Here is a 21781-nt window from a genome sequence, read left to right on the forward strand (position 1 = left end):
CGTGGCTGGTTCCGGGTATGAGCGGGGCGACAAACGAGAAGAGGAACATCCGATAATGCTTCGTAACGCGATATTCGCCGCCTTGGCGACGGTAGCCGTCGCATTCGGCGCCGCCGGCGCTTCCGCGCAGGAGCAGACCGAGGCCGACGATACGATGACACTGGTCGCCGGCACCGTGGATTGTCGCTACCAGCTTCGCCCCGTCGAGACCGCAATCTGCTCGACCCCCGTCCTGGCGGCGATGGATCTGCAGATGATCACGCTCTACAACGTGCTCAATGCGCTGGTCAAACCGGAGACGGGCATGGAGATGGCCGCGTCCCAGCAGGCTTTCCTGAAGGCGCGCGAGGCCTGCACCGGCGATCCGGAATGTATCGGCCAGACGATCGCCCAGCGTATCGGCGCACTCGATACCATTCTCAAGGACATCGCGTCGCGCGGGCCGTACTGACCAGCTTGAGCTGCGCAAAACAAAAGGGCGGCTAAAGGCCGCCCTAGTTTGATACGCACCAACGGAGGGAGGTTTCGCTGATGTCTCGCCCCCGCGACCCCTCCGTCGCGGGCGAGGGGCTAACCCCTCATCAATGAAAAACAGTTTGACTGATTCGCCGGCTTAATGCGCGTCGTGCCGGCAGAATATCGGAAATCCATTCGGTCTGTTGCTGTTCGGGCACAGTATTATTACGCTGCGTAATCACGCTTATTGAAACGCGACTTCGGCGAAACTTCGCAGTTTTCGCGAATGCAATCGCTCACGCTCCTGGGATTTCAGCTTTTCGAGGGCCTTCAGTCCGATTTCCAGGTGCTGTCCGACCCGCTGGCGATAGAACTCGCCGGCCATACCGGCGAGCTTGATTTCCCCGTGCAAAGGCTTGTCCGAGATACATAGGAGCGTGCCGTACGGCACGCGGAACCGGAAGCCGTTGGCCGCGATGGCCGCCGATTCCATGTCGAGGGCCACCGCGCGCGATTGCGACAGCCGTCGCAGGATCGCGCCGTGGTCCGATAGCTCCCAATTCCGGTTGTCGACGCTCGCCACCGTACCGGTGCGCATCACGCGCTTGAGCTCGTAGCCGTTCAGCCCGGTGACTTCGCCGACAGCCTGCTCGATGGCGACCTGCACCTCGGCGAGCGCCGGAATCGGCACCCAAAGCGGCAGCTCCTCGTCGAGCACATGGTCTTCGCGCACATAGCCGTGGGCCAGCACGTAGTCTCCAAGTTTCTGGGTATTCCTCAGTCCCGCGCAATGCCCGAGCATCAGCCAGGCATGCGGCCGCAGCACGGCCACATGGTCGGTGATGGTGCGGGCGTTGGACGGCCCGACGCCGATGTTGATCATGGTGATACCGGAATCGTCCGGCTGTACCAGATGATAGGCCGGCATCTGCGGCATCCGGGCCGGGGGCTGTCCGGACGATCCGGACTTCAGTCGGGCATTGTGGGTGATCAGATTGCCCGGTTCCACGAACGCTGTCGCGACCGGATCGCCGTCGGCCATGCGCTGATGGCCGATACGCGAGAAATCGTCGACATAGAACTGGTAGTTCGTGAAAATCACGAAGTTCTGGAAATGCTCCGGCGCGGTCCCCGTGTAATGCGACAGGCGGTGCAGTGAATAGTCGATGCGGGCCGCCCGGAACATCGCGAGCTGCGCCGCTGCGCCGGGACTCGGCAGAATTGTCCCGTTTACGATGGCGTCGTCCATCGCCGCCAGATTTGGTGTATCGAACAGGTCGCGCAACGGCGGGCTTTCGACAGCCAGGTGGCCGGCTTCCGTCTCGATATTGATGTCGCGGCGATAGGCGAAATGGATCGGAATCGGCTCGTCCGATTCGCCGATCTCGACGGGAACCCGGTGGTTCTCGATCAGCAGGCCGATCTGCTCGACCAGATAGCGACGAAAGAGATCCGGTCGCGTCACCGTGGTCTCGTGGACCCCGGGGCCTGAGACGAACCCGTAGGACAGCCGCGAATCGACACGGGCGTGAGTAGCCGTCGTTATCCGGACGAACGGGTAGGTCGCACGCACCGGGGCGGAGGGAATATCGCCTCCCACGAAACCCTGGAAGTGATCGCGCAGGAAGGCCGTGTTGCGCTCGTAGATCTCGGAGAGCCGAATGACGGCTTGCTCGGCGGACTGAAACGACTCGGTGGCGATTCGAGGAGGCGTGATAAAGCCGGATGTAGCGCTCATGGTTTCAGCTTTCATCGGGGCCGGGTGAAGTCAAGCGCGGTTTCGGCGGCTGCTTTAGGTGCGCCTCGGCGAAACCGGATTGAAACAAACGGATCGAAAACGCGCCGGCGGGAGAAAAACTCCTGAAACGCGGCCGTGATTACTATTGGTCCCATGCATGGGATTCCTCGCGACCAGGCCCGCGACGACTACGGGCACAGGCTTCGTGCAGGTCCAGCGCTACCGGAAGGAGCGACTTCGATGGGGACCGTTTCGACGTTGAATGTCCGCGGATCGGACAGTGTCGGTGCCCGGCGCGACGGTGACCGGAGCTATCCGCGGCTGGCACGCGCGTTGCGGTGCCTCGAACCGTTCCGCAGCCTGTCGCGGCGGTCGTTCGCAGATGTCGCCAGAATGGTCGAGCTGCGCTGCATCGCGCGTGGCCAGGTTCTGTTCGAGCGCGGAGACCCCTCGGACACATTGTATCTGGTCGCAAGCGGACGATTCTTCGTGTTTATCGATGCCGATCAGGACCCCGTCGCCGAGATCGGTGTCGGCGAGCCGGTTGGTGATCTCGCCTTTCTGACCGGCCAGCCCCGTACAGCCACCGTCGTTGCGGCACGTGACAGCGAGGTTATCGCGGTGTCTCGCACGACCTATCAGCAGCTCTTCGAGCGCGTGCCGCTGCTGCAGGAGGGACTTCTGGTGCGCCTTGCCGAACGCATGCAGACGATCGCGGCGACAGCGCGTCCGCCCGCCCGCTCGCCCGGCAGGACCATCGCGCTGTGTCCGGTGGGCCTAGCGCCGATCCCGCATATCCTGGTGAAGCGGCTCGAGGCGGCGCTGGCGCAGTACGGCCCGACACAGGTCCTCCGTCCTGATCCGGTTCCCGATCCGGCCGCGGATCATGGCGCCGCTGCGATCGACATTAGGCTCTCCAACCTTGAACGGGATTGCAGGTTCGTTCTCTGTCCGCTGCCGGTTCCCGAAGCCGATGGGGCCGAACGCGCCGAGTTGCTGCTGCGCCAGTGCGATTCCGTCGTCCTCGTCGGCCGCCTCGGCGATGCCGCCGTGCCCGGGCGCGACCGGTTGGAGCGCACCTGTGCCGATCTGTTCCTCACGCGCAACCGCAGTCTCATCCTGTGGCGTGAGACCTCCACGACGCCGATCGCAGGCACGCCGGCCTGGCTCGCCAGGCATAAGGTCGCGTTGCACCACCATGTCGCGCTCGATGCCCCGGGCGATGCCGAGCGGGTCGCCCGGTTTCTCGCCGGCCGCGCGGTCGGAGCGGTGTTCGGCGGCGGTGGCGCGCTCGGCTGCGGTCATCTCGGTCTCGCCCGCGCCTTCCGCGACGCCGGGATGGCGTTCGACATCTTCGGCGGAACCAGCGCCGGTGCCGCGATGGCCCTGACGCTTGCCGCCGGCAAGCGTCCCGAGGACGTGATGGATCGCATCGACGAGATCTTCGTCAGGAAGCGGGCGCTGCGTCGCTTCACGCTGCCGGTGTTCAGCTTCCTCGACCATACCGTCTTCGAGCGCGAGCTGGTTGCCAGCTACGGAAACGCGGACATCGCCGACCTGCCGCTCAACGCCTTCGCTGTCTCGACCAACCTGTCGCGCGACAGCCTGCATGTGCACCGCACCGGACCGATCTGGCAGGCGATCCGCTCGTCCGGTGCGGTCCCCGGCGCGCTGCCGCCGTTTACGACGGAGGAGGGCGACTTGCTGGTCGATGGCGCCTTGGTCGATAACCTGCCGGTCTCGGTGATGCGCGACTTGAAGATCGGGCCCAACGTGCTTGCTGGTTTCTTCCGCGAGGATCGCCGCCCGCGCGGCCGCCGCTACGATCCGGTGCCGGGCCGCGAGCGGCTCATCGCCGACATCGTGCTGCAGCGCCGGCGGTCTTTCCCGAGCCTGTTCGACGTGCTGTCGCGCGCGATGCTGGTGACCAGCCGCCGGTCCCTGCGGGAGACCGAGATCGGCTCTGATCTGCTGGTCAGCCTGCCAGTGCCGGACCGGATGGGCCTGCTCGACTGGAAGTCGGGCCGCGCCCAGGAAGAGCGCTGCTATCGGTATGTCTCCCGCCTCATCGAGGAGGCCGGCGGCCCGATGGCGCTGATCGAGCAGGCGCAGAGGGATCGATCCGCTGTCCGGCCCTGAAACGAGACGATCGGATAATAGAAACGGTCGGCGAATCGAAACGGGCGGCCATGAGGCCGCCCGCGATGATCTTCGGTAATGCGGAGGCTTAGCTGCAGCCGCTGGTGGAACCGCACGTGTCGCACTTCAGGCAGGTGCCGTTGCGCACCATCGTGAAGTTGCCGCACTCGCCACAGCTCTCGCCGACATAGCCCTTCAGGCGGGCCTGGGCGCGCTGCTCCTCGACGCTCGGCGTCGCCACCACCTCGGTCTCGGTCTCCACTTCGACGTCGATCTCGATCTCGTGCTTTAGCGCGGTCGCCTGACCGCCGCCCGACCCGGTGCCCGCAAAGGTCTTGGCGCGGGCCTGAAGCTGTCCGATGGCTCCGGTGGACGAATCCGCCGTCCGGCCGCCGGGTTCCGAGCCGTGCACCACCACCAGCTTCTCGTTGACGCGGCCGCGCACGAGGCCGGTCGACACGAACTTGGCGGCGGGCACCGCCGGCTCCGGCTTGCCCTCGCTGACGCCGGCCCCCATCGCGGTCGAGCCGATGTCGGCCGAATCGACGTGGCCGAGATCGTGGCGGCCGATGTAGGAGATCGCCAGCTCGCGGAAGATGTAGTCGAGGATCGACGTGGCGTTCTTGATCGAATCGTTGCCCTGCACGAAGCCGGCCGGCTCGAAGCGGGTGAAGGTGAAGGCCTCCACGAATTCCTCGAGCGGCACGCCGTACTGCAGGCCAAGCGATATGGCGATGGCGAAGTTGTTCATCAGACTGCGGAAGGCGGCGCCTTCCTTGTGCATGTCGACGAAGATTTCGCCGAGCCGGCCGTCCTCGTACTCGCCAGTCCTGATGTAGACCTTGTGGCCCCCGACGATGGCCTTCTGGGTATAGCCCTTGCGCCGATGCGGCAGCTTCTCGCGCTCGCGCACCGCCTTCTCTACGACGCGTTCGACGATCCGCTCGGCCATCGCCGCGGCCTTCGCCTGGGCGGGCTGCGACACCATCTGCTCGACGACGTCGTCCTCATCCTCGCTGTCGTCGGCGAGAAGCTGCGCCGACAGCGGCTGGGACAGTTTGGAGCCGTCGCGATAGAGCGCGTTCGCTTTGATGCCGAGACGCCAGGACAGCATGTAGGCGCTCGTGCAATCCTCGACGCTCGCCTCGTTTGGCATGTTGATCGTCTTGGAGATGGCGCCCGAGATGAACGGCTGCGCCGCGGCCATCATGCGGATGTGGCTTTCCACCGACAGGAAGCGCTTGCCATTGCGCCCGCAGGGGCTGGCGCAATCGAAGACGGCAAGGTGCTCGTCCTTCAGATGCGGCGCGCCTTCCAGGGTCATCGCGCCGCAGACATGGGTGTTGGCCGCTTCGATGTCGCGCCGGCTGAACCCGAGCTCCGACAACAGGTCGAAGCTCGGGTCCGCCAGTTTGTCCGCCGCGACCCCCAGGGCCCCCTGGACAAAATCTTCGCCCAACGTCCACTTGTTGAACGCGAACTTGATATCGAATGCGGATTTCAGCGCCTGCTCGATCGCCTCGAGCTTCTCCTCGGTGAAGCCCTTGGCCCTGAGCGTGTCGTGGTTGATCGCCGGTGCGCCGTTCAGGCTGCCGTGGCCCACCGCGTACCCGATGATTTCGTCGATCTGCGACGGCTCGTAGCCGAGCTTCGACAGGGCGGCGGGAACGGCCCGGTTGATGATCTTGAAATAGCCGCCGCCGGCGAGCTTCTTGAACTTCACCAGGGCGAAATCGGGCTCGATGCCGGTCGTGTCGCAGTCCATGACCAGGCCGATGGTGCCAGTCGGCGCGATGACCGAGACCTGGGCGTTGCGGTAGCCGTGCTCCTCGCCGATTTCCAGCGCCTTGTCCCAGGCAGCGCGCGCCGCCGTAGTGATCTCGCTTTCCGGGCAGGAGGCGATATCGAGCGGGACGGGCAGGGTGTTGAGCGCCTCGTAGCCCTCGGCCTCGCCATGGGCTGCCCGGCGATGGTTGCGGATCACCCGCAGCATGTGCTCGCGGTTCGGTTCATAGCTGGGGAAGGCGCCGAGCGCCGATGCCATCTCCGCCGACGTGGCGTAGGCGACACCGGTCATCAGCGCCGTGATGGCGCCGCACAGGGCGCGGCCTTCCGTGGAGTCGTAGGGAATGCCCGAGGTCATCAGCAGGCCGCCGATATTGGCGTAGCCGAGACCCAGCGTGCGGTACTCGTAGGAGAGTTCGGCGATGCGCTTGGAGGGGAACTGCGCCATCAGCACCGAGATCTCGAGCACGATCGTCCATAGACGCGTGGCATGCTCGAAGGCGGCGACATCGAACTTGCCGTCCTCGTCGCGGAACTGCAGCAGGTTCAGCGAGGCGAGGTTGCAGGCCGTGTCGTCGAGGAACATGTACTCGGAGCACGGGTTGGAGGCGCGGATCTCGCCGCCGGCCGGGCAGGTGTGCCAGTCGTTGATGGTGGTGTGGAACTGGATGCCGGGATCGGCACAGGCCCACGCGGCATGGCCGATGTCGTCCCACAGGTCGCGGGCGTTCAATGTCTTGGCGACCCCGCCGTCGAGCCGGCGTATCAGGTTCCACTCATCGTCGTCCTCGACCGCGCGCAGGAATTCGTCGGTGACGCGCACGGAGTTGTTCGAGTTCTGGCCGGAGACCGTGAGATAGGCCTCGGAATCCCAGTCGGTGTCGTAGACCGGGAATTCGATCGACGTGTAGCCGTGCTTGGCGAACTGGATCACGCGGCGGATGTAGTTCTCCGGCACGTGCGCCTTCTTGGCGGCGCGCACCTCGCGCTTCAGCGCGGGGTTCTTGGTGGGATCGAAGCAGTCCTCGCCCGGGCCCTGGCAGTTCACGCACGCCTTCATGATGGCGGTCAGGTGCTTCTGGCAGGTCTTGGAGCCGGTGACGAGGGCGGCGACCTTCTGCTCCTCCTTCACCTTCCAGTTGACGTAGTCCTGGACGTCCGGGTGATCGACGTCGACGACGACCATCTTGGCGGCGCGGCGCGTGGTCCCGCCCGACTTGATGGCGCCGGCGGCGCGGTCGCCGATCTTCAGGAAGCTCATCAGGCCAGACGACTTGCCGCCGCCCGACAGCTTTTCGCCGTCGCCGCGCACCATCGAGAAATTGGAGCCGGTGCCGGAACCGTACTTGAACAGGCGCGCCTCGCGCGTCCACAGGTCCATGATGCCGCCGTCGTTGACGAGATCGTCCTCGACCGACTGGATGAAGCAGGCGTGCGGCTGCGGGTGCTCATAGGCCGAGGCCGACGCGGTCAGCACGCCGGTCTGGAAATCGACATAGTGATGGCCCTGGCCGGGACCGTCGATGCCGTAGGCCCAGTGCAGGCCGGTGTTGAACCATTGCGGGCTGTTCGGCGCGCACTTCTGCGTCGCCAGCATGAAGGCCAGCTCGTCGAAGAAGGCGCGGGCGTCGGCTTCCGAGTCGAAATAGCCGCCCTTCCAGCCCCAGTAGGTCCAGGTGCCGGCGAGGCGGTCGAAGACCTGGCAGGAATCGGTTTCAGGGCCGTAGCGCTCGTCCTCGGGCAGCTCGGCGAGGGCTTCTTCGTCGGCCACGGATCGCCACAGCCAGGAGGGAACCGTGTTCTCCTCGACCGGCTTCAGCCGCGCGGGGACGCCAGCCTTGCGGAAATACTTCTGGGCGAGGATGTCGCTCGCCACCTGCGACCAGCCGGCCGGGACCTGGATGTCTGCGAGCCGGAACACGATCGAACCGTCGGGGTTGCGAATCTCGCTGGTGGTGGTCCGGAAATCGATCCCCTCATAGGGTGATTTCCCTTCGACGGTGTAACGCCGCTCTATCCGCATCTTGCTCATTCCCCGTTCGCGCTGTTCGGCGCGCACTTGCCCCGCGCCGGACCTGACTGACCCGGCTCCTGTCCGATTTATGACGGCGATTGCCCCGTCATTCGCGTCTCGCGACGCCGCAACGCCTCACGCTGCCGCCCACGGATCGATCCCCGAGCCATGGGCGCATTTTATCGTTACCCTCGGGTGACCCGAAAGGCGTAACTCATTGATACTTATATGGAATTTCCGCCGACCGGCGAAAGCTGTGCCGTAGGCGACAACATGAGTAACGCTAAAAGACTCGCACGGATTGCGTCAAGGACATTCACGTCTGCTGACGTCAATTTTTCACAATCCCTTGTGGCCCGCGGGTTTTGTGTCAACAAGATATGGTGTCGGAAATTAACAGCCGGTGAATCCTGGGGACAACCCGCCCGGCGCCTTGCGAAGGGGATCCGCAGGCCGTTTCTGAGGGCGCTGTCCGGTCCGCCGGACCCGCCGAAAATCGAAGTGAAAATCATTGAGGACGATTCGTCTCGAATTGTCCCTATCGATTTCAACGCGGCTTAAGTCGGTCTGGCTACCGTGCCCCACGACAGACGGAGCCGATATCGATGCCAACTAGTCTCGCCTATGGAAAAACTCTCGCGTCTCTGGACGTCGTGCTCGTGCACGACAACAGGGGGGCGCAGGCGATACTGCGATCGATGGTGTCCTCCATGCACATCGCCCGGCTGCGCGCCTACGACCACGCGGAGCAGGCGCTCAGCGACATGATGGTCGATCCCCCGACCGTGCTGATCGCCGAGTGGGACATGAAGCCGATGAGCGGCTATCGGCTGGTGCGGACGATTCGCCAGAAGGACATGGAGCCGCTGTCGTTCATGCCGATTCTCGCGATTACGCCGATGCCGACCCTGTCGATGGTCGACCGGGCCTTCTCGATCGGCGTGAACAACATTGTCGTCATGCCGGTGTCTCCCATCGCGCTGCGCCACAGATTCGAATGGCTGCTCCGCGACGACCGCGAGTTCGTTCTGCAGGACAATCACTATGTCCTCGGCGGCATGGAGGAGGTGCTCGAGGAACGCATTCGCCGTGCCGACGTGGGCAATCTGCTGCGCAAGCAGAAGGCCATGCAGGACGCGATCGCCAAGCGCGCCGAGAACGCTCAGGACGTGGTCGACAGGATCGTCAACGGCGAGCTCGGCGAACACGATCCGTCCCAGGGCGGACAGGCCGATCAATCGAAGGTCACCTGGAACAGCTGGAACGTCACGTAGCGGCGCGATGCCGCAGCCACCTCGGTCACGGCCGCCATGTCCGGGCGGTGTCGGCAGGCCGGGCCGCAAAGGCGGTGGAATCCGGATTTCGTCTATCCGACAAGGCTGGACACGCGGGCCCGTTCCCGCCATAGTCCGCCGGCATTTCAAGGGCGGACGATGCGCGACTTCATCATTCAGATCTTCGCCTGGTGGCACAAGGCCACGCTCGGCACGCGGTTCAACACGTGGCTGAGGGGCGAATTCGTCGGCGAGGACGAATTCGGAAACCGGTACTACCGCACGCGCGGTGGTGCGGTGGATCGTGACCTGGGCTTCCAGCGGCGTTGGGTCCTTTTCAACGGGCCTGCCGAGGCGAGCATGATTCCGCCCGGCTGGTGGGGATGGATGCACCACAAAGTGGACACGCCGCCCACCGAGACCGACTACCAGCCGCGCGAGTGGCAGAAGCCGCATCAGCCGAACATGACCGGCACGGCGGCGGCCTATCGGCCGCCCGGAAGCACGCTGACGCCGGAGCGGCGCCCGCGGGTGACGGGCGACTACGAGGCCTGGTCGCCGGACGCATGATCCGGGCGGATTTCATGATCCTTTCGCCTGTCCCATTCGTTCCCGCATGTCGTGACGCGCGTCGATCGGACCCGAGATGACCACATTTCGAGGCGATCGGATAAAGACGGGTGCCGGATCGGGGCCGGGGATGGAACAGCGAGTGTCGAAACACCGGACGGGGCTGGTCGGACGAAGCGGGGTACTGGCGGCGCTCGTGATCGCGGGCTTGGCTATCACCGCCGCCACGGGCGTGCGCGCCGAGAAGATCTCCAACCCGGTTGCCGAGTTCACCGGTCTCGACAAGATTACGGGTCAGATCCGCACCTTCGACGTCCTGGTGGACGAGACCGTCCAGTTCGGCGCGTTGCAGCTCACTCCGCGCGTGTGCTACTCGCGCCCGCCGACCGAACCGCCGCGCACCACCGCTTTCGTCGAAGTCGACGAGGTGACGCTGGACCGCAAGATTCAGCGGATCTTCAGTGGATGGATGTTCGCCGACAGTCCTGGCCTCAACGCCATAGATCACCCGATCTATGACGTCTGGCTCACCAACTGCAAGACAAGCTCCGAAGAGCTCGGGATCGGCAACTGACCGAAATCGGCTTGCTGGGCGATCGCCCGCTCCAGCATTTGTTGGTAGCCCTTGCGCGGCACCTCGATCGCACCGAATCGTTTGAGATGGTCGGTCACGAACTGGGTGTCCAGCAGCGTGAAGCCGCCGTAGATGAGCCGCGACACCAGATGGACGAGGGCGATCTTGCTGGCGTCGCGTTCACGGTGAAACATGCTCTCGCCGAAGAACGCGGCCCCGAGGCTGACCCCGTAAAGCCCGCCGATAAGCTGGTCCTGCCGCCACACCTCGACCGTGTGGACATGGCCGATCCGGAATAGCTCCCGGTAGAGGCGGCGGATCTCGGAATTGATCCAGGTCTTGCGGCGCCCCCGTGCCGGCTCGGCGCAGGCCTCGATGACGGCGTCGAAATCACTGTCGATGCGGATCTCGTAGTCGTCACGGCGCACCGTGCGGGCGAGGCTGCGGGAAATATGGAACCCGTCGAGCGGCAGAATTCCCCGCTCGCGCGGTTCGATCCAGTAAAGGCTCGGGTCTTCCGCGCTCTCGGCCATCGGGAAGATGCCGCAGGCATACGCCTTCAGCACAACCTGCGGGGTGATCGAAAGCGACAGATCGTCGGGCGTGGTCATAGCGGAAACTTAGGGGCTGGCGGCTGCCCGTCCAATACCGGACGGGGCCCGGCCTGACTCAGTCTTCCTGCTGGTTGGCCGCCAGGAAGCGTTCCAGCCAATGGATGTCGTAGTTGCCGTCGACGATATCGGTCTGGTCCAGCAGCCGCTGGAACAGGGGGATCGTCGTGGAAATGCCGTCGACGACGAACTCGCCGAGCGCGCGGTGCAGCCGCATCAGGCATTCGTTGCGGGTCTTGCCGTGCACGATCAGCTTGCCGATCAGGCTGTCGTAGTAGGGCGGGATCGAATAGCCCTGATAGACGGCCGAATCGACGCGCACGCCCAGGCCGCCGGGGGGATAGTAGTAGTTGATCTTGCCCGGCGAGGGCCGGAACGTCGCCGGGTCCTCGGCGTTGATGCGACATTCGATGGCGTGGCCGCCGAAGGTGATGTCGGATTGCTTGACCGACAGCGTTCCGCCCGAGGCGACGCGGATCTGCTCGTTGACCAGGTCGATGCCGGTGATCATCTCGGTGACCGGATGCTCGACCTGCAGGCGGGTATTCATCTCGATGAAGTAGAATTCTCCGTTCTCGTACAGGAATTCCACGGTCCCCGCGCCGGAATAGCCCAGTTCGGCGATGGCGCTGGCGACCCGCTGGCCGATCTCCGCCCGCTCCTTTGCGTTGATTCCCGGGGAGGGGGCCTCTTCCCAGACCTTCTGGTGGCGGCGCTGCAGCGAGCAGTCGCGCTCGCCCAGATGAATGCCGCCGCCCTGTCCGTCGCCGAAGACCTGGATCTCGATATGGCGCGGCCGTTCGAGGTACTTCTCGATATAGAGCGCGTCGTCGCCGAACGCCGCCTTCGCTTCCGAGCGCGCCGTGCTCACGGCTTCGGAGATATCGTCGGCCGAGCGCGCGACCTTCATGCCGCGTCCACCGCCGCCGGCGGCAGCCTTGACGAGGACGGGGTAGCCGATCTCGGCTGCGATCCGCGCGGCTTCCTTGTCGTCTTTCACCGCACCGTCGGAACCGGGCACGACGGGAATGCCGAGCCGCTTCGCGGTGCGCTTGGCCTCGATCTTGTCGCCCATGATGCGGATGTGCTCGGGCGAGGGGCCGATGAAGGCGATGTCGTGGGCGCGCAGGATTTCGGCGAAGCGGGCGTTCTCGGAGAGGAACCCGTAGCCGGGATGCACCGCGTCGGCGCCGGTGATCTCGCAAGCCGAGAGCAGCGCCGGGATGTTGAGATAGCTGTCGCGCGCGGGAGGCGGGCCGATGCACACGCTTTCGTCGGCTAGGCGCACATGCATGGCATTCGCGTCGGCGGTCGAATGGACGGCGACGGTCGAAATGCCGAGCTCCTTGCAGGCGCGAAGCACCCGGAGGGCGATTTCACCCCGATTGGCGATGAGGACCTTGTCGAACACGCGCGAGCGCCCGTTGGATGTGTCGAGTGCGGACTATTCGATCACGACGAGAGGTTCGCCGTATTCGACCGGCTGACCGTCCTCGACGAGGATCGCTGTAACGGTGCCGGCTTTCGGCGCCGGGATCTGGTTCATCGTCTTCATGGCTTCGACGATGACCAGCGTCTGGCCCTCGCGAACGCTGGCCCCGACTTCAATGAAAGGCGCAGCTCCGGGCTCGGGCGCGCGATAGGCGGTTCCCACCATCGGCGACGTGACCGTGCCGGGCTTCAGACCGGTCTCGGCGCTGGCTCCCGCGCTCGGTGCCTGTCCGGCGGAAGCGGCCGGCAGGGCGGCTGCGATAGCCGGTGCCGCGCCGGCGACCACGGAGACGGTGCGTGCCACGCGGACCCGCAGCCCTTGCTGCTCGATCTCGATCTCGCTCAGATCGGTCTCGCTCAGCAGCGCCGCCAGTTCGCGAATGAGGGTCTGGTCTATATCCCGGTCGGATTTTGCCATCTTGATATCCTGCCGACCGCCGCTCGGCAGCCCGATCGTGTCATTGCTTCCGCTTTGGAGACGGAAGACCATACATAGCCGTTCGAACGCAATCCGCAAATCGCGTCCGAACGGACTGGTGCGTGTTTTTGGGGAAATCCCCGGATTCTAGGTTTCGCCAGCGCAAACCGTCGCGGTCAGCAGGTCTGGCAGGCCTCCTTTCGGGCCTTGGCGATTTTACTCTCTAGCTCCTCGAAGCTGACGGCGCCGGGGATCACGTCGTCGCCGATCACATAGGAAGGCGTTCCGCGCAAGCCGAGCGCTTCGGCGATCTTGTAGTTCTCCGAGATCTGTTCGTCCACCGCGGGGTCCTTGGAGGCAGCGATGACAGCATCCTTGTCCAGGCCGAGCTTTTCGACCACCGCGAGCGCTTCCTTCTGGCCGATCCCGTCGCCCCCGCCGGGCTGCGCCATCAAATCCACGTGGAAATCAAGATACTTCTCCGGTGCGACCTTGAGAACGCCGAGCGCGATACGGGCGGCTTCGCCCGACCCCTCGGACAGCACCGGCCACTCCTTGAAGACAACCCGCAGGTTCGGGTCGGTCTTCATGAGGTCCATCATGGCGGGAAGCATCCGCTTGCAATAGCCGCAGTTGTAATCGAAGAACTCGACCAGCGTCACGTCGCCCGTCGGATTGTTGACGACCGGCGAGTTGGGCGAATTGAAGATCGCGTCCCGATTCGCCGTCAGTGCCTCCGACCGGGCCGAGACCTCGTCCTCCTGCCGCTTCGTCTCGAGCGCGGCAAGCATCTCCTCGAGGATGTCCGGGTTCGCGATCATGTAGTCACGAACCACCGGGCCGATCGTTTCGGCGTCGAGCGTCGACGTTTGCTCAGCGGGCGTTTGCGCGGCGTCGTCGCCCGCCGTCTCCTTCTCGAGACCGGCGACTTTCTCGTCGATCATCGCGGCGACGGCGGCTGCGTCGAGGCCCGGCGCCGGTTTGTCCTGGAAGGCTCCGACCGCCGCAACCACGGCCACGATCAGGGCGAGGGCGGAAAGAACGATGGGCGTTCTCGTCATGTTGCGTGTCCCGTAGCTTAAAGTCGCGTTGTCACGGTCCGCTTATCACGACCGCGGCGGCTTGTATGTCAAAATATCGTCAGCACGCAGCCAAGCAGGCGACCCGGTTTTCAGACCCTGCTTGGCGCGCTGCGCGAACCGCTGTGCCATCTCGTAGTCGCCGCGCTTGAAATGTTCCTGTGCCGTGGCGAGTTCCGCCTCGGGCACGCGCCCTGCGCGGCCGTAGGCGATGGCGAGATGGCGGTAGCCGGTAACGAAGTCCGGTTCTTCCTGCAGGCCGCCGTTCAGGTACTTGATTCCCTCGTTCAGCAGCGCCGGATCGTTCGCCGCGACCAGCGCACCGCCCAGCGAGACCTTGATGAGACCGGGATTGGGGGCCAGCGCCACGGCTTTCTGATACGGCGCGATCGCCTCGCGCGGCTTGCCCGACTTCACCAGGAGATCGCCCTTGAGCTCCCAGAAATACGGATTGTTCGGCATTGCCTTGATCAGGCCGTCGGCGCTTGCAAGCGCGGCGCGGTAGTCTCCGGTCCGCATCTGCGAAACGGTCCGCGCATAGTTGGCGGCCAGGCTTTTGTCCGACTTCGGATAGCGCCGCGCCACTGTGCCCGGATGTTCGAGGTAGCCTGACAGCTTGGCGCGCACCAGATCGTGGCGCCTTTGCAGTTCCGGCGGATCATTTCGGTCGAAATAGGGGCTTTCGCGCGCGACCCGCTCGAGCGCCGAGACGCGTTCGCGCGGCATCGGATGGCTGACCGCGTAGGGATCGGCGTACTTGGCCGACAGCATCGACTGGTCGGCGAGGCCCGCAAAGGTCGTCAGCATGCCCTTGGCCGATTGGCCGGTGGCATTCAGATAATTGATCGCGGATCGGTCCGCAGCGGCCTCCTCGGACCTCTGGTAGGAGAGCAGGGAGCGTTTCGCGATCTGCGCGCCGCCGAGCATCAGGGCATTGCCCGCCTGCGCCCCCGAACCGAAGTCGCCGGACGCCGCGCCCGCGCCCATAGCGGCCGCGCCGAGCAGCGTGGCCAGAATTGAAATCGCCTGCGCGTTTTGCAACTGCTGGCGCATGCGGGCCAGATGCCCGCCGGCGATGTGGCCTGTCTCATGCGCGAGCACGCCGATGACTTCGTTCGGTGTCTTTGCCTGCATCAACACGCCCGAATTGACGAAGATGCGCCGTCCATCGGCAACGAAGGCGTTGAAGGCTGTCGAGCCGACCAGGTAGATGTGCACCGCCGACGCGCCCACCCCCGCGGCTTTCAGGATCGGGGTCGTGTAGTCGCGGAGCAGGTCTTCGATTTCCGCGTCGCGAATGAACCCGATCGACTGTGCCGAGGCGGGCATAACCGACATCGAAGCGACCGATACGGCGGTTGCCAGCGCAACCACCGCGTTGGCGCACCGTCGACCCGTACCCCGACCGTCGCGCCGTGCTGGCGCCACAGATTTCGCCGTCTTTTCAGCCATGGTTGAACGGAACTCCATGAAAGCAGCGAGGGTAGGGTGGTCGTTGGCCATGGTCAAACCCTGGGCACGTCGCTCCGGGTCAAATTGCCGCGAATGTGGACCCACCGATGTCTCTCCGCTACGAAAGCGCGGCAATTGAGGCGACAGGGTGGCGGAGACGCATGCCCGCCTGCCGGGCGCAACGCGGAGAGATGGAGACGATGAGCGAGAAGATCGAGAACGAGCGACCTGGTTCTACGCAACGCCGGCCGGCACCGTCCCGGCGATCCGAGGTCGCGCCGTTCATCGCCATGGACGTTCTGCGGGACGCGAAGGCGCTGGAAACGGGTGGACAGCGGATTCTGCATCTGGAAGTCGGCCAGCCCGGGGCACCGACGCCCGAAGGCGTGCGGGTCGCGGTCGACGCTGCGCTTTCCGAGGGGCGCATCGGCTATACCGAGGCGCTGGGCACGACGCCGTTGCGCGAGCGCATCGCCAGGCACTACCGCGACGCCTATGGCATCGACGTGCCGCCGTCGCGGATCGTCGTGACGACCGGGTCGTCGGCCGCCTTCGTGCTGTCATTCCTGGCGGCTTTCGATGTCGGAGGCCGGATCGCGCTGCCAGCCCCCGGCTACCCCGCCTATCGCAATATCATTTCCGCGATGGGGCTGGAAACCGTCTGGCTCGAGACGGACGAGAGGTCGCGCTGGGCGCCGACGGCGGAAATGCTGGATGAAGCCGCGGCGCGCGGTCGACTGGATGGCATCTTGGTCGCCAGCCCGGCCAATCCGAGCGGCACGGTCGTCGCGCCCGATCAGATGGAAGCCCTGATGACGCGGGCCCGCGAGCTGGGCATGTGGTTCATCTCCGACGAGATCTATCACGGCCTGACCTACGGCGCGCCGTGCGACACGGCGCTGCAGCACGATGAAAACGCCATCGTGATCAACAGCTTCTCAAAGTACTACTGCATGACCGGCTGGCGGATCGGCTGGATGGTGGTGCCGGAGGCGCTGGTGCGGCCGATCGAAAGGCTCGCCCAGAATATCTACATCTCGCCGCCCGCGCTGTCCCAGGTCGCCGCGCTCGCCGCGTTCGATTGCACCGACGAACTGGAGCGCAACAAGGCAGTCTACGCGAAGAACCGCGAGATCCTGATGGACGCCCTGCCGAAGCTCGGCTTCGACAAGGTGTTGCCCATGGATGGCGCCTTCTACGCCTATGTCGATGTCGGGCGGTTCACCAACGATTCGGGCGAGTTCGCCGACCGGATGCTGCGGGAAGCCGGTGTCGCCACGACGCCCGGGCTCGACTTCGATCCGGTTCGTGGCAATCGATATCTAAGGATATCCTTTGCCGGCCCGACCGCAGAGATAGAGGAGGCGGTCGCCAGCCTCGACAGGTGGCTGAAGCGCTAGCGGCAGCCCGCGCTTCAGCCAATCCTCTCGATCAGTCGCCGAACAGGCTGCGGCGCTGCCACCAGCCCTTGCGCGGCTCGCTCGGCACGGCGCCTTCCGACACCGGCTCCTTGGGCGGCTCGGGCTTTGCCGCCGGTTCGGGCGCGGCCATCGGAACAGGCTCCGGCTCCGCTTCGGCGGCGGGCTCTTCCGGCTGCGTCGGGGGGACGTCCTCGATGGGCTGTTCAGTCCCCTCGGTACTTTCCGCAGCGGCTTCCGCCTCGCCGGACATTTCCGGCTCAGGGGCCGATGCCGGCTCTGCGGCCGATTCGGGCGCCTCGGCAGGTGCCTCGGCTGCCTCGACGACCTCCACCGGCGCGGCTGCCTTTCGGCGGGACCGGCGCGGCTTCTTCGGCTTTTCTTCGGCGGCGGGTTCTTCGGTCGATTCCGGCGCGGCTTCAGCGGCCTTGCCGGCTTCCTGAGGCGCAACGTCCTCCTGAGCCGAGGTTTCCGGAGCCGCGGTTTCTTGGGGCTGGGTTTCCTGGGGCTCGATGTCCCGCGATACGGCTTCCGGTGCAGGGGCTTCAAGCTGCGGCGTCTCGCCGGTCGCGGTTACCCCGCCGTCTTCCGTTGCCTCACTGTCTTCCGCTATCCCCGAGCTTTCCGCGGTCTCGGTGGCTTCTCCGCTCTCGGCGGCTTCCGCCTCGGCCGTGGCCTCTACGGTCTCGCCGCGATGTCGCCTGCCGCCGCGACGGCCGCGCCGCCGCCGCCGTCCACCGGACGACGCCGCTTCACCGTCCGCCATCTCGACATCTGGCTGCTCGCCGGTGCCCGGCACGGCTTCCGTCTCCTCGGACGTTTCGCCGGCGCTGGTATCGGCCTCCGCCGACGTGTCGCCACCGCCGCGCCGCCGGCGGCGTCTGCGCCTGCGCCGACCACCATCCTCGTCGCGCGCCTCACGAGCCTCACGGGATTCCTCGGTGTCCGCCTCAGCGGCGCTTTCCTCTTCCTCGGGTTCCACCGAGACCGGCCTGACGACCGCTTCCCGTTCGGTGGGACGCGCCGGCTCGCCCTTCTCAAGTTCGAAGGACGAGGCGCCGACGGTTTCGTCGGACCCGATCGTAATGATGACGCCGAACCGCTCTTCGAGCTCTCGCAGGTGAGCGCGCTTGTTGTTGAGCACGTAGAGGGCGACTTCCGAGCGGGTGCGCAGAGTGAGGTCGGTCGGCTTGCCCTTGAGCAGTTCCGTCTCGATCCCGCGCAGCAGGTTCAGGGCCACCGATTCCACGGAGCGGATGTAGCCCGTGCCCTCGCAGTGCGGGCAGTGCTGCATGGTGGATTCGAGCACCCCGGCGCGGATGCGCTGCCGCGACATCTCAAGAAGGCCGAAATGGCTGATCCTGCCGACCTGGATGCGGGCGCGATCGTGGCGCAGCGCGTCCTTGAGACGCCGTTCCACCGACCGGTTGTTGCGCTTCTCCTCCATGTCGATGAAGTCGATGACGATGAGGCCGGCGAGATCGCGTAGCCGCAGCTGGCGTGCCACCTCGTCGGCGGCTTCCAGGTTCGTCTTCAGCGCAGTGTCCTCGATATTGTGCTCGCGGGTCGACCGCCCCGAGTTCACGTCGATGGAGACCAGCGCCTCGGTCTGGTTGAGGATGATGTAGCCGCCGGACTTGAGCGTCACGCGCGGGCTGATCATCGCATCGAGCTGTGCTTCGATCCTGTTCTTGGTGAAGATCGGCTCGGGGTCGCGATAGGGCTGGATGTTCTTGGCATGGCTCGGCATGAGCATGCGCATGAAATCCTTGGCCTCGCGATAGGCCTCGTCGCCGGCGACCAGAACCTGGTCGATGTCCTTGGTGTAGAGATCGCGAATCGCCCGCTTCACCAGGCTGCCTTCCTCGTAAACGAGGGTCGGCGCCACGGATTTCAGCGTCAGCTCGCGAACGTTCTCCCAGAGCCTGAGCAGATACTCGAAGTCGCGCTTGATCTCCGCCTTGGTGCGCGATGCGCCGGCGGTGCGCAGGATGACGCCCATCCCCTCCGGCACGTCGAGCTCGCCGACGATGCCCTTGAGCCGCTTGCGGTCCGAGGCGTTGACAATCTTGCGGGAAATGCCGCCGCCGCGCGCCGTATTCGGCATCAGCACCGAATAGCGGCCGGCCAGCGACAGATAGGTGGTCAGTGCGGCGCCCTTGTTGCCACGCTCTTCCTTGACGACTTGAACGAGCAGGATCTGCCGCTTCTTGATGACTTCCTGAATCTTATAGGAGCGCCGCGGCCTGGACTTGCGGGCAGGCACTTCCTCGAGGGCGTCATCACCGCCGACCGATTCGACGGAGTCGTCGCCCGAGCCGGAGACGTCCTCGACAGTGTCGCCGGGCCGATCCTCGCCGGAGTCCGCATCGCCGTCGGCCTCGGCTTCCGGGGCGGAATCCGACACGGCGGCGTCCGAATCTGCGGACGACTGTTCGTCTGTGTCGTCGTCGGACTCGCCGAGGGTCTTTTCGTCCTCCTCTTCCGCCGCGAGCAGGGCCTGCCGGTCGGCAAAGGGGATCTGGTAGTAATCCGGATGGATTTCGCTGAAGGCGAGGAAGCCGTGCCGGTTGCCGCCGTAATCGACAAAGGCGGCCTGGAGCGATGGCTCTACGCGGGTGACTTTCGCCAGGTAGATGTTTCCGCGAAGCTGGCGCCGCGCAGCGGCCTCGAAGTCGAACTCCTCGACCTTTCCTTCGCGTAGAACGACGACCCGGGTTTCCTCCGGATGCGCCGCATCGATAAGCATCTTGGTGGGCATGTTCTCAACTCTGAATCGCAAGATTCCACGCGCGTCATCGCCGCCAACCTTGCTGGGGCAGGCGGGCGCGCCGGATCTGCTGGGTGTGTTCCCGGCCCGAAGGCCTGAAGGGAATCTGGGAAGAGGATGATGGGGTTTCGGGCCTTACCGGCCGGCTCAAAATGCAGTGCGCCCTGAGACGCATTGCTGGCCGGTGGCTCTCCAAAACCATACATCCGTAACACTCACTTTCCTGCCGGCAAGGCCGGCGGAGGGTCAGAAATCGGGCGAAACGAACTGTTCGATGCCGCCCTTTGCTGCCGCGAATTGGGTGCGCGGCGGTTGATTCGACCTCTGGCTTATGTCGGAGCGCGGCTTCAACGGGACGTCCCTGATTCGGCGAAATGCCCGGGTTGTCCGGCGGAACCTTCGGTCCTCTGCGGCCTGTCTCAGGGGGCCGCCTTGCGCTCAAGGCCAGAGACGCGAATTCGAAACCTGCCCGTTATTAATGTGTCGGCGTCCATCTTTGCAAGAGTTGTGTTGTGGAGGCCACAACCGCGGATTATTCGAGTCCACCCGTCAATATCCGATTAACCCTGCGCCTATAATCCTGAAAACGAGTCATCCATGGTGACACCACCGTTGGGCAGGTGCTGGGGTCGCTGGCCGGTGTTCAAGACCGTTGCAACAAAAGGGTTTTTCCTTGGCCTCGCGCTCTCGTTCGGGGCTGCATCGGCGTGCGTTGCCGTGGCGGAAGAAGCGGCCGGCGTTATTGACGCAACGGCTGCCGCGGATTCCGACATCGAAATGCCGGTCACCGCAATGAGCTCGCGACTAGCCGGGGACGAGAAGCGGACACGTTTCGTGGTCGATGTCGATCGCAACGTCGATTTTGGCGTTTTCGCGTTGGCCGATCCCTATCGGATTGTCATCGATCTGCCGGAGACGGCGTTCCAGTTCGCAAGCGGCGAAGGTGCGAAGGGGCGCGGCCTCGTCAGCGCCTATCGCTACGGCCTGATCGGCCCGGGCAAGTCGCGAATCGTGCTCGACGCGAAGGGGCCGGTGAAGGTCGACAAGGCCTTCGTCGTCGACGCGGTCGACGATCAGCCGGTTCGTCTCGTCGTCGACCTGCTGTCGACTTCGCGCGAGGACTTCATGGCGGCGCTGGCGCTTCAGGAACCCAGGAACGCGGCTGCCCTCAAGACGCCGGCCGTATCGGGGCACGAGGCGGTCAGGCCTGGCGCCGGGCATGAGGGGCGCGATATCGTTGTCGTCATCGATCCGGGGCACGGCGGGATCGACCCGGGCGCCAAGAGTCGGAAGGGGACTCTCGAGAAGGACGTGGTCCTTGAATTCTCCAGGCGCCTTCGGACCGCGTTGGAGAAATCCGGTCGTTTCACCGTCAAGCTCACCCGTGACGACGACGTATTCATTCCGTTAGGGAATCGGGTCAATTTCGCCCGCGAAGAAAAGGCCTCGCTCCTGATTTCGGTTCACGCCGATTCCGTTCGCGTCGGCAATGTCAGCGGTGCGACGGTCTACACCCTCTCCGAACGCGCATCCGACAGCGTCGCCGCCGCGCTCGCGGAGCAGGAGAATCGTTCCGACGTCATCGCCGGCGTCGATCTCACGGGCGAGTCCGACGCCGTCGCCGACATCCTGATCGATCTCGTGCAGCGGGAGACGAAGAACTACGCGGTTTTCTTCGCCCGCACGCTGGTCGGCGAACTGAAACGCAACACGAGCGTGGTGAAGAATCCGCACCGGTCCGCGGGCTTCCGGGTTCTGAAGGCGCATGACGTGCCGTCGGTTCTGCTGGAACTGGGATATCTGACCAATCCGAACGACGAGAAACATCTGGTCGACGCGGAATGGCAGGAAACGATCGCCGATACTGTGTCCAAGGCGGTTTCGGAATATTTCGGTGAACGGCACGCGCGCGCCCCGTTCTGACGCCCGTTCTGGCGTCCAACCTGACGATTGGCGGACGGTCGGATCACAATTTCGTCATTTCCGTCCCGT

The 21781-nt window shown here is 65.0% G+C and carries 15 protein-coding genes; 7 read left to right on the plus strand and 8 right to left on the minus strand.

Translation table 11 applies throughout. The annotated features are described in order from the left end of the window. Positions 1–55 precede the first annotated feature (55 nt). Entirely contained in the window at positions 56–451 is a 396-nt protein-coding gene (locus MUB46_RS14795) for a lysozyme inhibitor LprI family protein (RefSeq protein WP_261616706.1), read from the plus strand. Between the two features lie 249 nt (positions 452–700). Here the strand turns inward: MUB46_RS14795 and MUB46_RS14800 are convergent, their stop codons facing one another. Beyond that, a complete protein-coding gene (locus tag MUB46_RS14800; protein WP_261616707.1) occupies positions 701–2194 on the minus strand; it encodes an AMP nucleosidase in 1494 nt (497 codons plus the stop codon). Between the two features lie 240 nt (positions 2195–2434). Between MUB46_RS14800 and MUB46_RS14805 the strand changes: the two genes are divergently transcribed. After that, positions 2435–4333 (plus strand): patatin-like phospholipase family protein, encoded by a 1899-nt coding sequence (locus tag MUB46_RS14805; RefSeq protein ID WP_261616708.1) that lies wholly within the window; start codon positions 2435–2437, stop codon positions 4331–4333. 88 nt (positions 4334–4421) lie between these two features. Here MUB46_RS14805 and MUB46_RS14810 read toward each other — a convergent pair whose 3' ends face one another. Beyond that, positions 4422–8141, minus strand: coding sequence for a vitamin B12-dependent ribonucleotide reductase (locus MUB46_RS14810; RefSeq protein WP_261616837.1), 3720 nt, complete (start codon positions 8139–8141; stop codon positions 4422–4424). A 596-nt stretch (positions 8142–8737) separates the two neighbouring features. Here MUB46_RS14810 and MUB46_RS14815 point away from each other — a divergent pair. The 3 genes from MUB46_RS14815 to MUB46_RS14825 all read left to right on the plus strand — a co-directional run bounded on the left by MUB46_RS14815 (position 8738) and on the right by MUB46_RS14825 (position 10550). Continuing rightward, positions 8738–9406, plus strand: a complete 669-nt coding sequence (locus MUB46_RS14815) for a response regulator (RefSeq protein ID WP_261616709.1) — start codon at positions 8738–8740, stop codon at positions 9404–9406. Between the two features lie 159 nt (positions 9407–9565). Further along, a complete protein-coding gene (locus MUB46_RS14820) occupies positions 9566–9976 on the plus strand; it encodes an NADH:ubiquinone oxidoreductase subunit NDUFA12 (RefSeq protein ID WP_261616710.1) in 411 nt (136 codons plus the stop codon). A 130-nt stretch (positions 9977–10106) separates the two neighbouring features. Continuing rightward, a complete protein-coding gene (locus tag MUB46_RS14825) occupies positions 10107–10550 on the plus strand; it encodes a DUF2155 domain-containing protein (protein WP_425256269.1) in 444 nt (147 codons plus the stop codon). Here the strand turns inward: MUB46_RS14825 and aat are convergent. From aat to MUB46_RS14850, 5 genes are all read right to left on the minus strand, one after another. After that, on the minus strand, positions 10490–11161 hold the full coding sequence (gene aat / locus MUB46_RS14830; RefSeq protein WP_261616711.1) for a leucyl/phenylalanyl-tRNA--protein transferase: 672 nt from the start codon (positions 11159–11161) through the stop codon (positions 10490–10492). The two genes, MUB46_RS14825 and aat, sit on opposite strands and share 61 nt — an antisense overlap. 58 nt (positions 11162–11219) lie before the next feature. After that, entirely contained in the window at positions 11220–12572 is a 1353-nt protein-coding gene (gene accC / locus MUB46_RS14835) for an acetyl-CoA carboxylase biotin carboxylase subunit (RefSeq protein ID WP_261616712.1), read from the minus strand. A gap of 33 nt (positions 12573–12605) precedes the next feature. Further along, the gene (gene accB / locus MUB46_RS14840; protein ID WP_261616713.1) at positions 12606–13070 is read right to left on the minus strand and encodes an acetyl-CoA carboxylase biotin carboxyl carrier protein; all 465 of its coding nucleotides are present in this window, start codon (positions 13068–13070) and stop codon (positions 12606–12608) included. Positions 13071–13246: 176 nt separating this feature from the next. Continuing rightward, positions 13247–14131, minus strand: coding sequence for a DsbA family protein (locus MUB46_RS14845; RefSeq protein WP_261616714.1), 885 nt, complete (start codon positions 14129–14131; stop codon positions 13247–13249). A 45-nt stretch (positions 14132–14176) separates the two neighbouring features. Continuing rightward, entirely contained in the window at positions 14177–15652 is a 1476-nt protein-coding gene (locus MUB46_RS14850) for a M48 family metalloprotease (RefSeq protein WP_261616715.1), read from the minus strand. A gap of 149 nt (positions 15653–15801) precedes the next feature. On the opposite strand from MUB46_RS14850, the gene MUB46_RS14855 reads away from it, so the two are divergent. After that, the gene (locus tag MUB46_RS14855; RefSeq protein ID WP_261616716.1) at positions 15802–17001 is read left to right on the plus strand and encodes a pyridoxal phosphate-dependent aminotransferase; all 1200 of its coding nucleotides are present in this window, start codon (positions 15802–15804) and stop codon (positions 16999–17001) included. 31 nt (positions 17002–17032) lie between these two features. On the opposite strand, the gene MUB46_RS14860 is transcribed toward MUB46_RS14855, so the two are convergent. Continuing rightward, positions 17033–19780, minus strand: coding sequence for an Rne/Rng family ribonuclease (locus MUB46_RS14860; protein ID WP_261616717.1), 2748 nt, complete (start codon positions 19778–19780; stop codon positions 17033–17035). Between the two features lie 801 nt (positions 19781–20581). On the opposite strand from MUB46_RS14860, the gene MUB46_RS14865 reads away from it, so the two are divergent. After that, complete coding sequence (locus MUB46_RS14865) at positions 20582–21712, plus strand: N-acetylmuramoyl-L-alanine amidase (protein WP_261616718.1); 1131 nt, start codon at positions 20582–20584, stop codon at positions 21710–21712. Positions 21713–21781: the final 69 nt, after the last annotated feature.

Source organism: Microbaculum marinisediminis (assembly GCF_025397915.1).
GTDB lineage: Bacteria > Pseudomonadota > Alphaproteobacteria > Rhizobiales > Tepidamorphaceae > Microbaculum > Microbaculum marinisediminis.

Coding starts and splice junctions, on each gene's coding strand:
- MUB46_RS14805 (WP_261616708.1), top strand. CDS start 2,435: ATGGGGACCGTTTCGACGTTGAATGTCCGCGGATCGGACAGTGTCGGT.
- aat (WP_261616711.1), bottom strand. CDS start 11,161: ATGACCACGCCCGACGATCTGTCGCTTTCGATCACCCCGCAGGTTGTG.
- MUB46_RS14810 (WP_261616837.1), bottom strand. CDS start 8,141: ATGCGGATAGAGCGGCGTTACACCGTCGAAGGGAAATCACCCTATGAG.
- MUB46_RS14860 (WP_261616717.1), bottom strand. CDS start 19,780: ATGCCCACCAAGATGCTTATCGATGCGGCGCATCCGGAGGAAACCCGG.
- MUB46_RS14800 (WP_261616707.1), bottom strand. CDS start 2,194: ATGAGCGCTACATCCGGCTTTATCACGCCTCCTCGAATCGCCACCGAG.
- MUB46_RS14820 (WP_261616710.1), top strand. CDS start 9,566: ATGCGCGACTTCATCATTCAGATCTTCGCCTGGTGGCACAAGGCCACG.
- accB (WP_261616713.1), bottom strand. CDS start 13,070: ATGGCAAAATCCGACCGGGATATAGACCAGACCCTCATTCGCGAACTG.
- MUB46_RS14850 (WP_261616715.1), bottom strand. CDS start 15,652: ATGGCCAACGACCACCCTACCCTCGCTGCTTTCATGGAGTTCCGTTCA.
- MUB46_RS14825 (WP_425256269.1), top strand. CDS start 10,107: ATGGAACAGCGAGTGTCGAAACACCGGACGGGGCTGGTCGGACGAAGC.
- MUB46_RS14855 (WP_261616716.1), top strand. CDS start 15,802: ATGAGCGAGAAGATCGAGAACGAGCGACCTGGTTCTACGCAACGCCGG.
- MUB46_RS14845 (WP_261616714.1), bottom strand. CDS start 14,131: ATGACGAGAACGCCCATCGTTCTTTCCGCCCTCGCCCTGATCGTGGCC.
- MUB46_RS14815 (WP_261616709.1), top strand. CDS start 8,738: ATGCCAACTAGTCTCGCCTATGGAAAAACTCTCGCGTCTCTGGACGTC.
- MUB46_RS14795 (WP_261616706.1), top strand. CDS start 56: ATGCTTCGTAACGCGATATTCGCCGCCTTGGCGACGGTAGCCGTCGCA.
- MUB46_RS14865 (WP_261616718.1), top strand. CDS start 20,582: ATGAGCTCGCGACTAGCCGGGGACGAGAAGCGGACACGTTTCGTGGTC.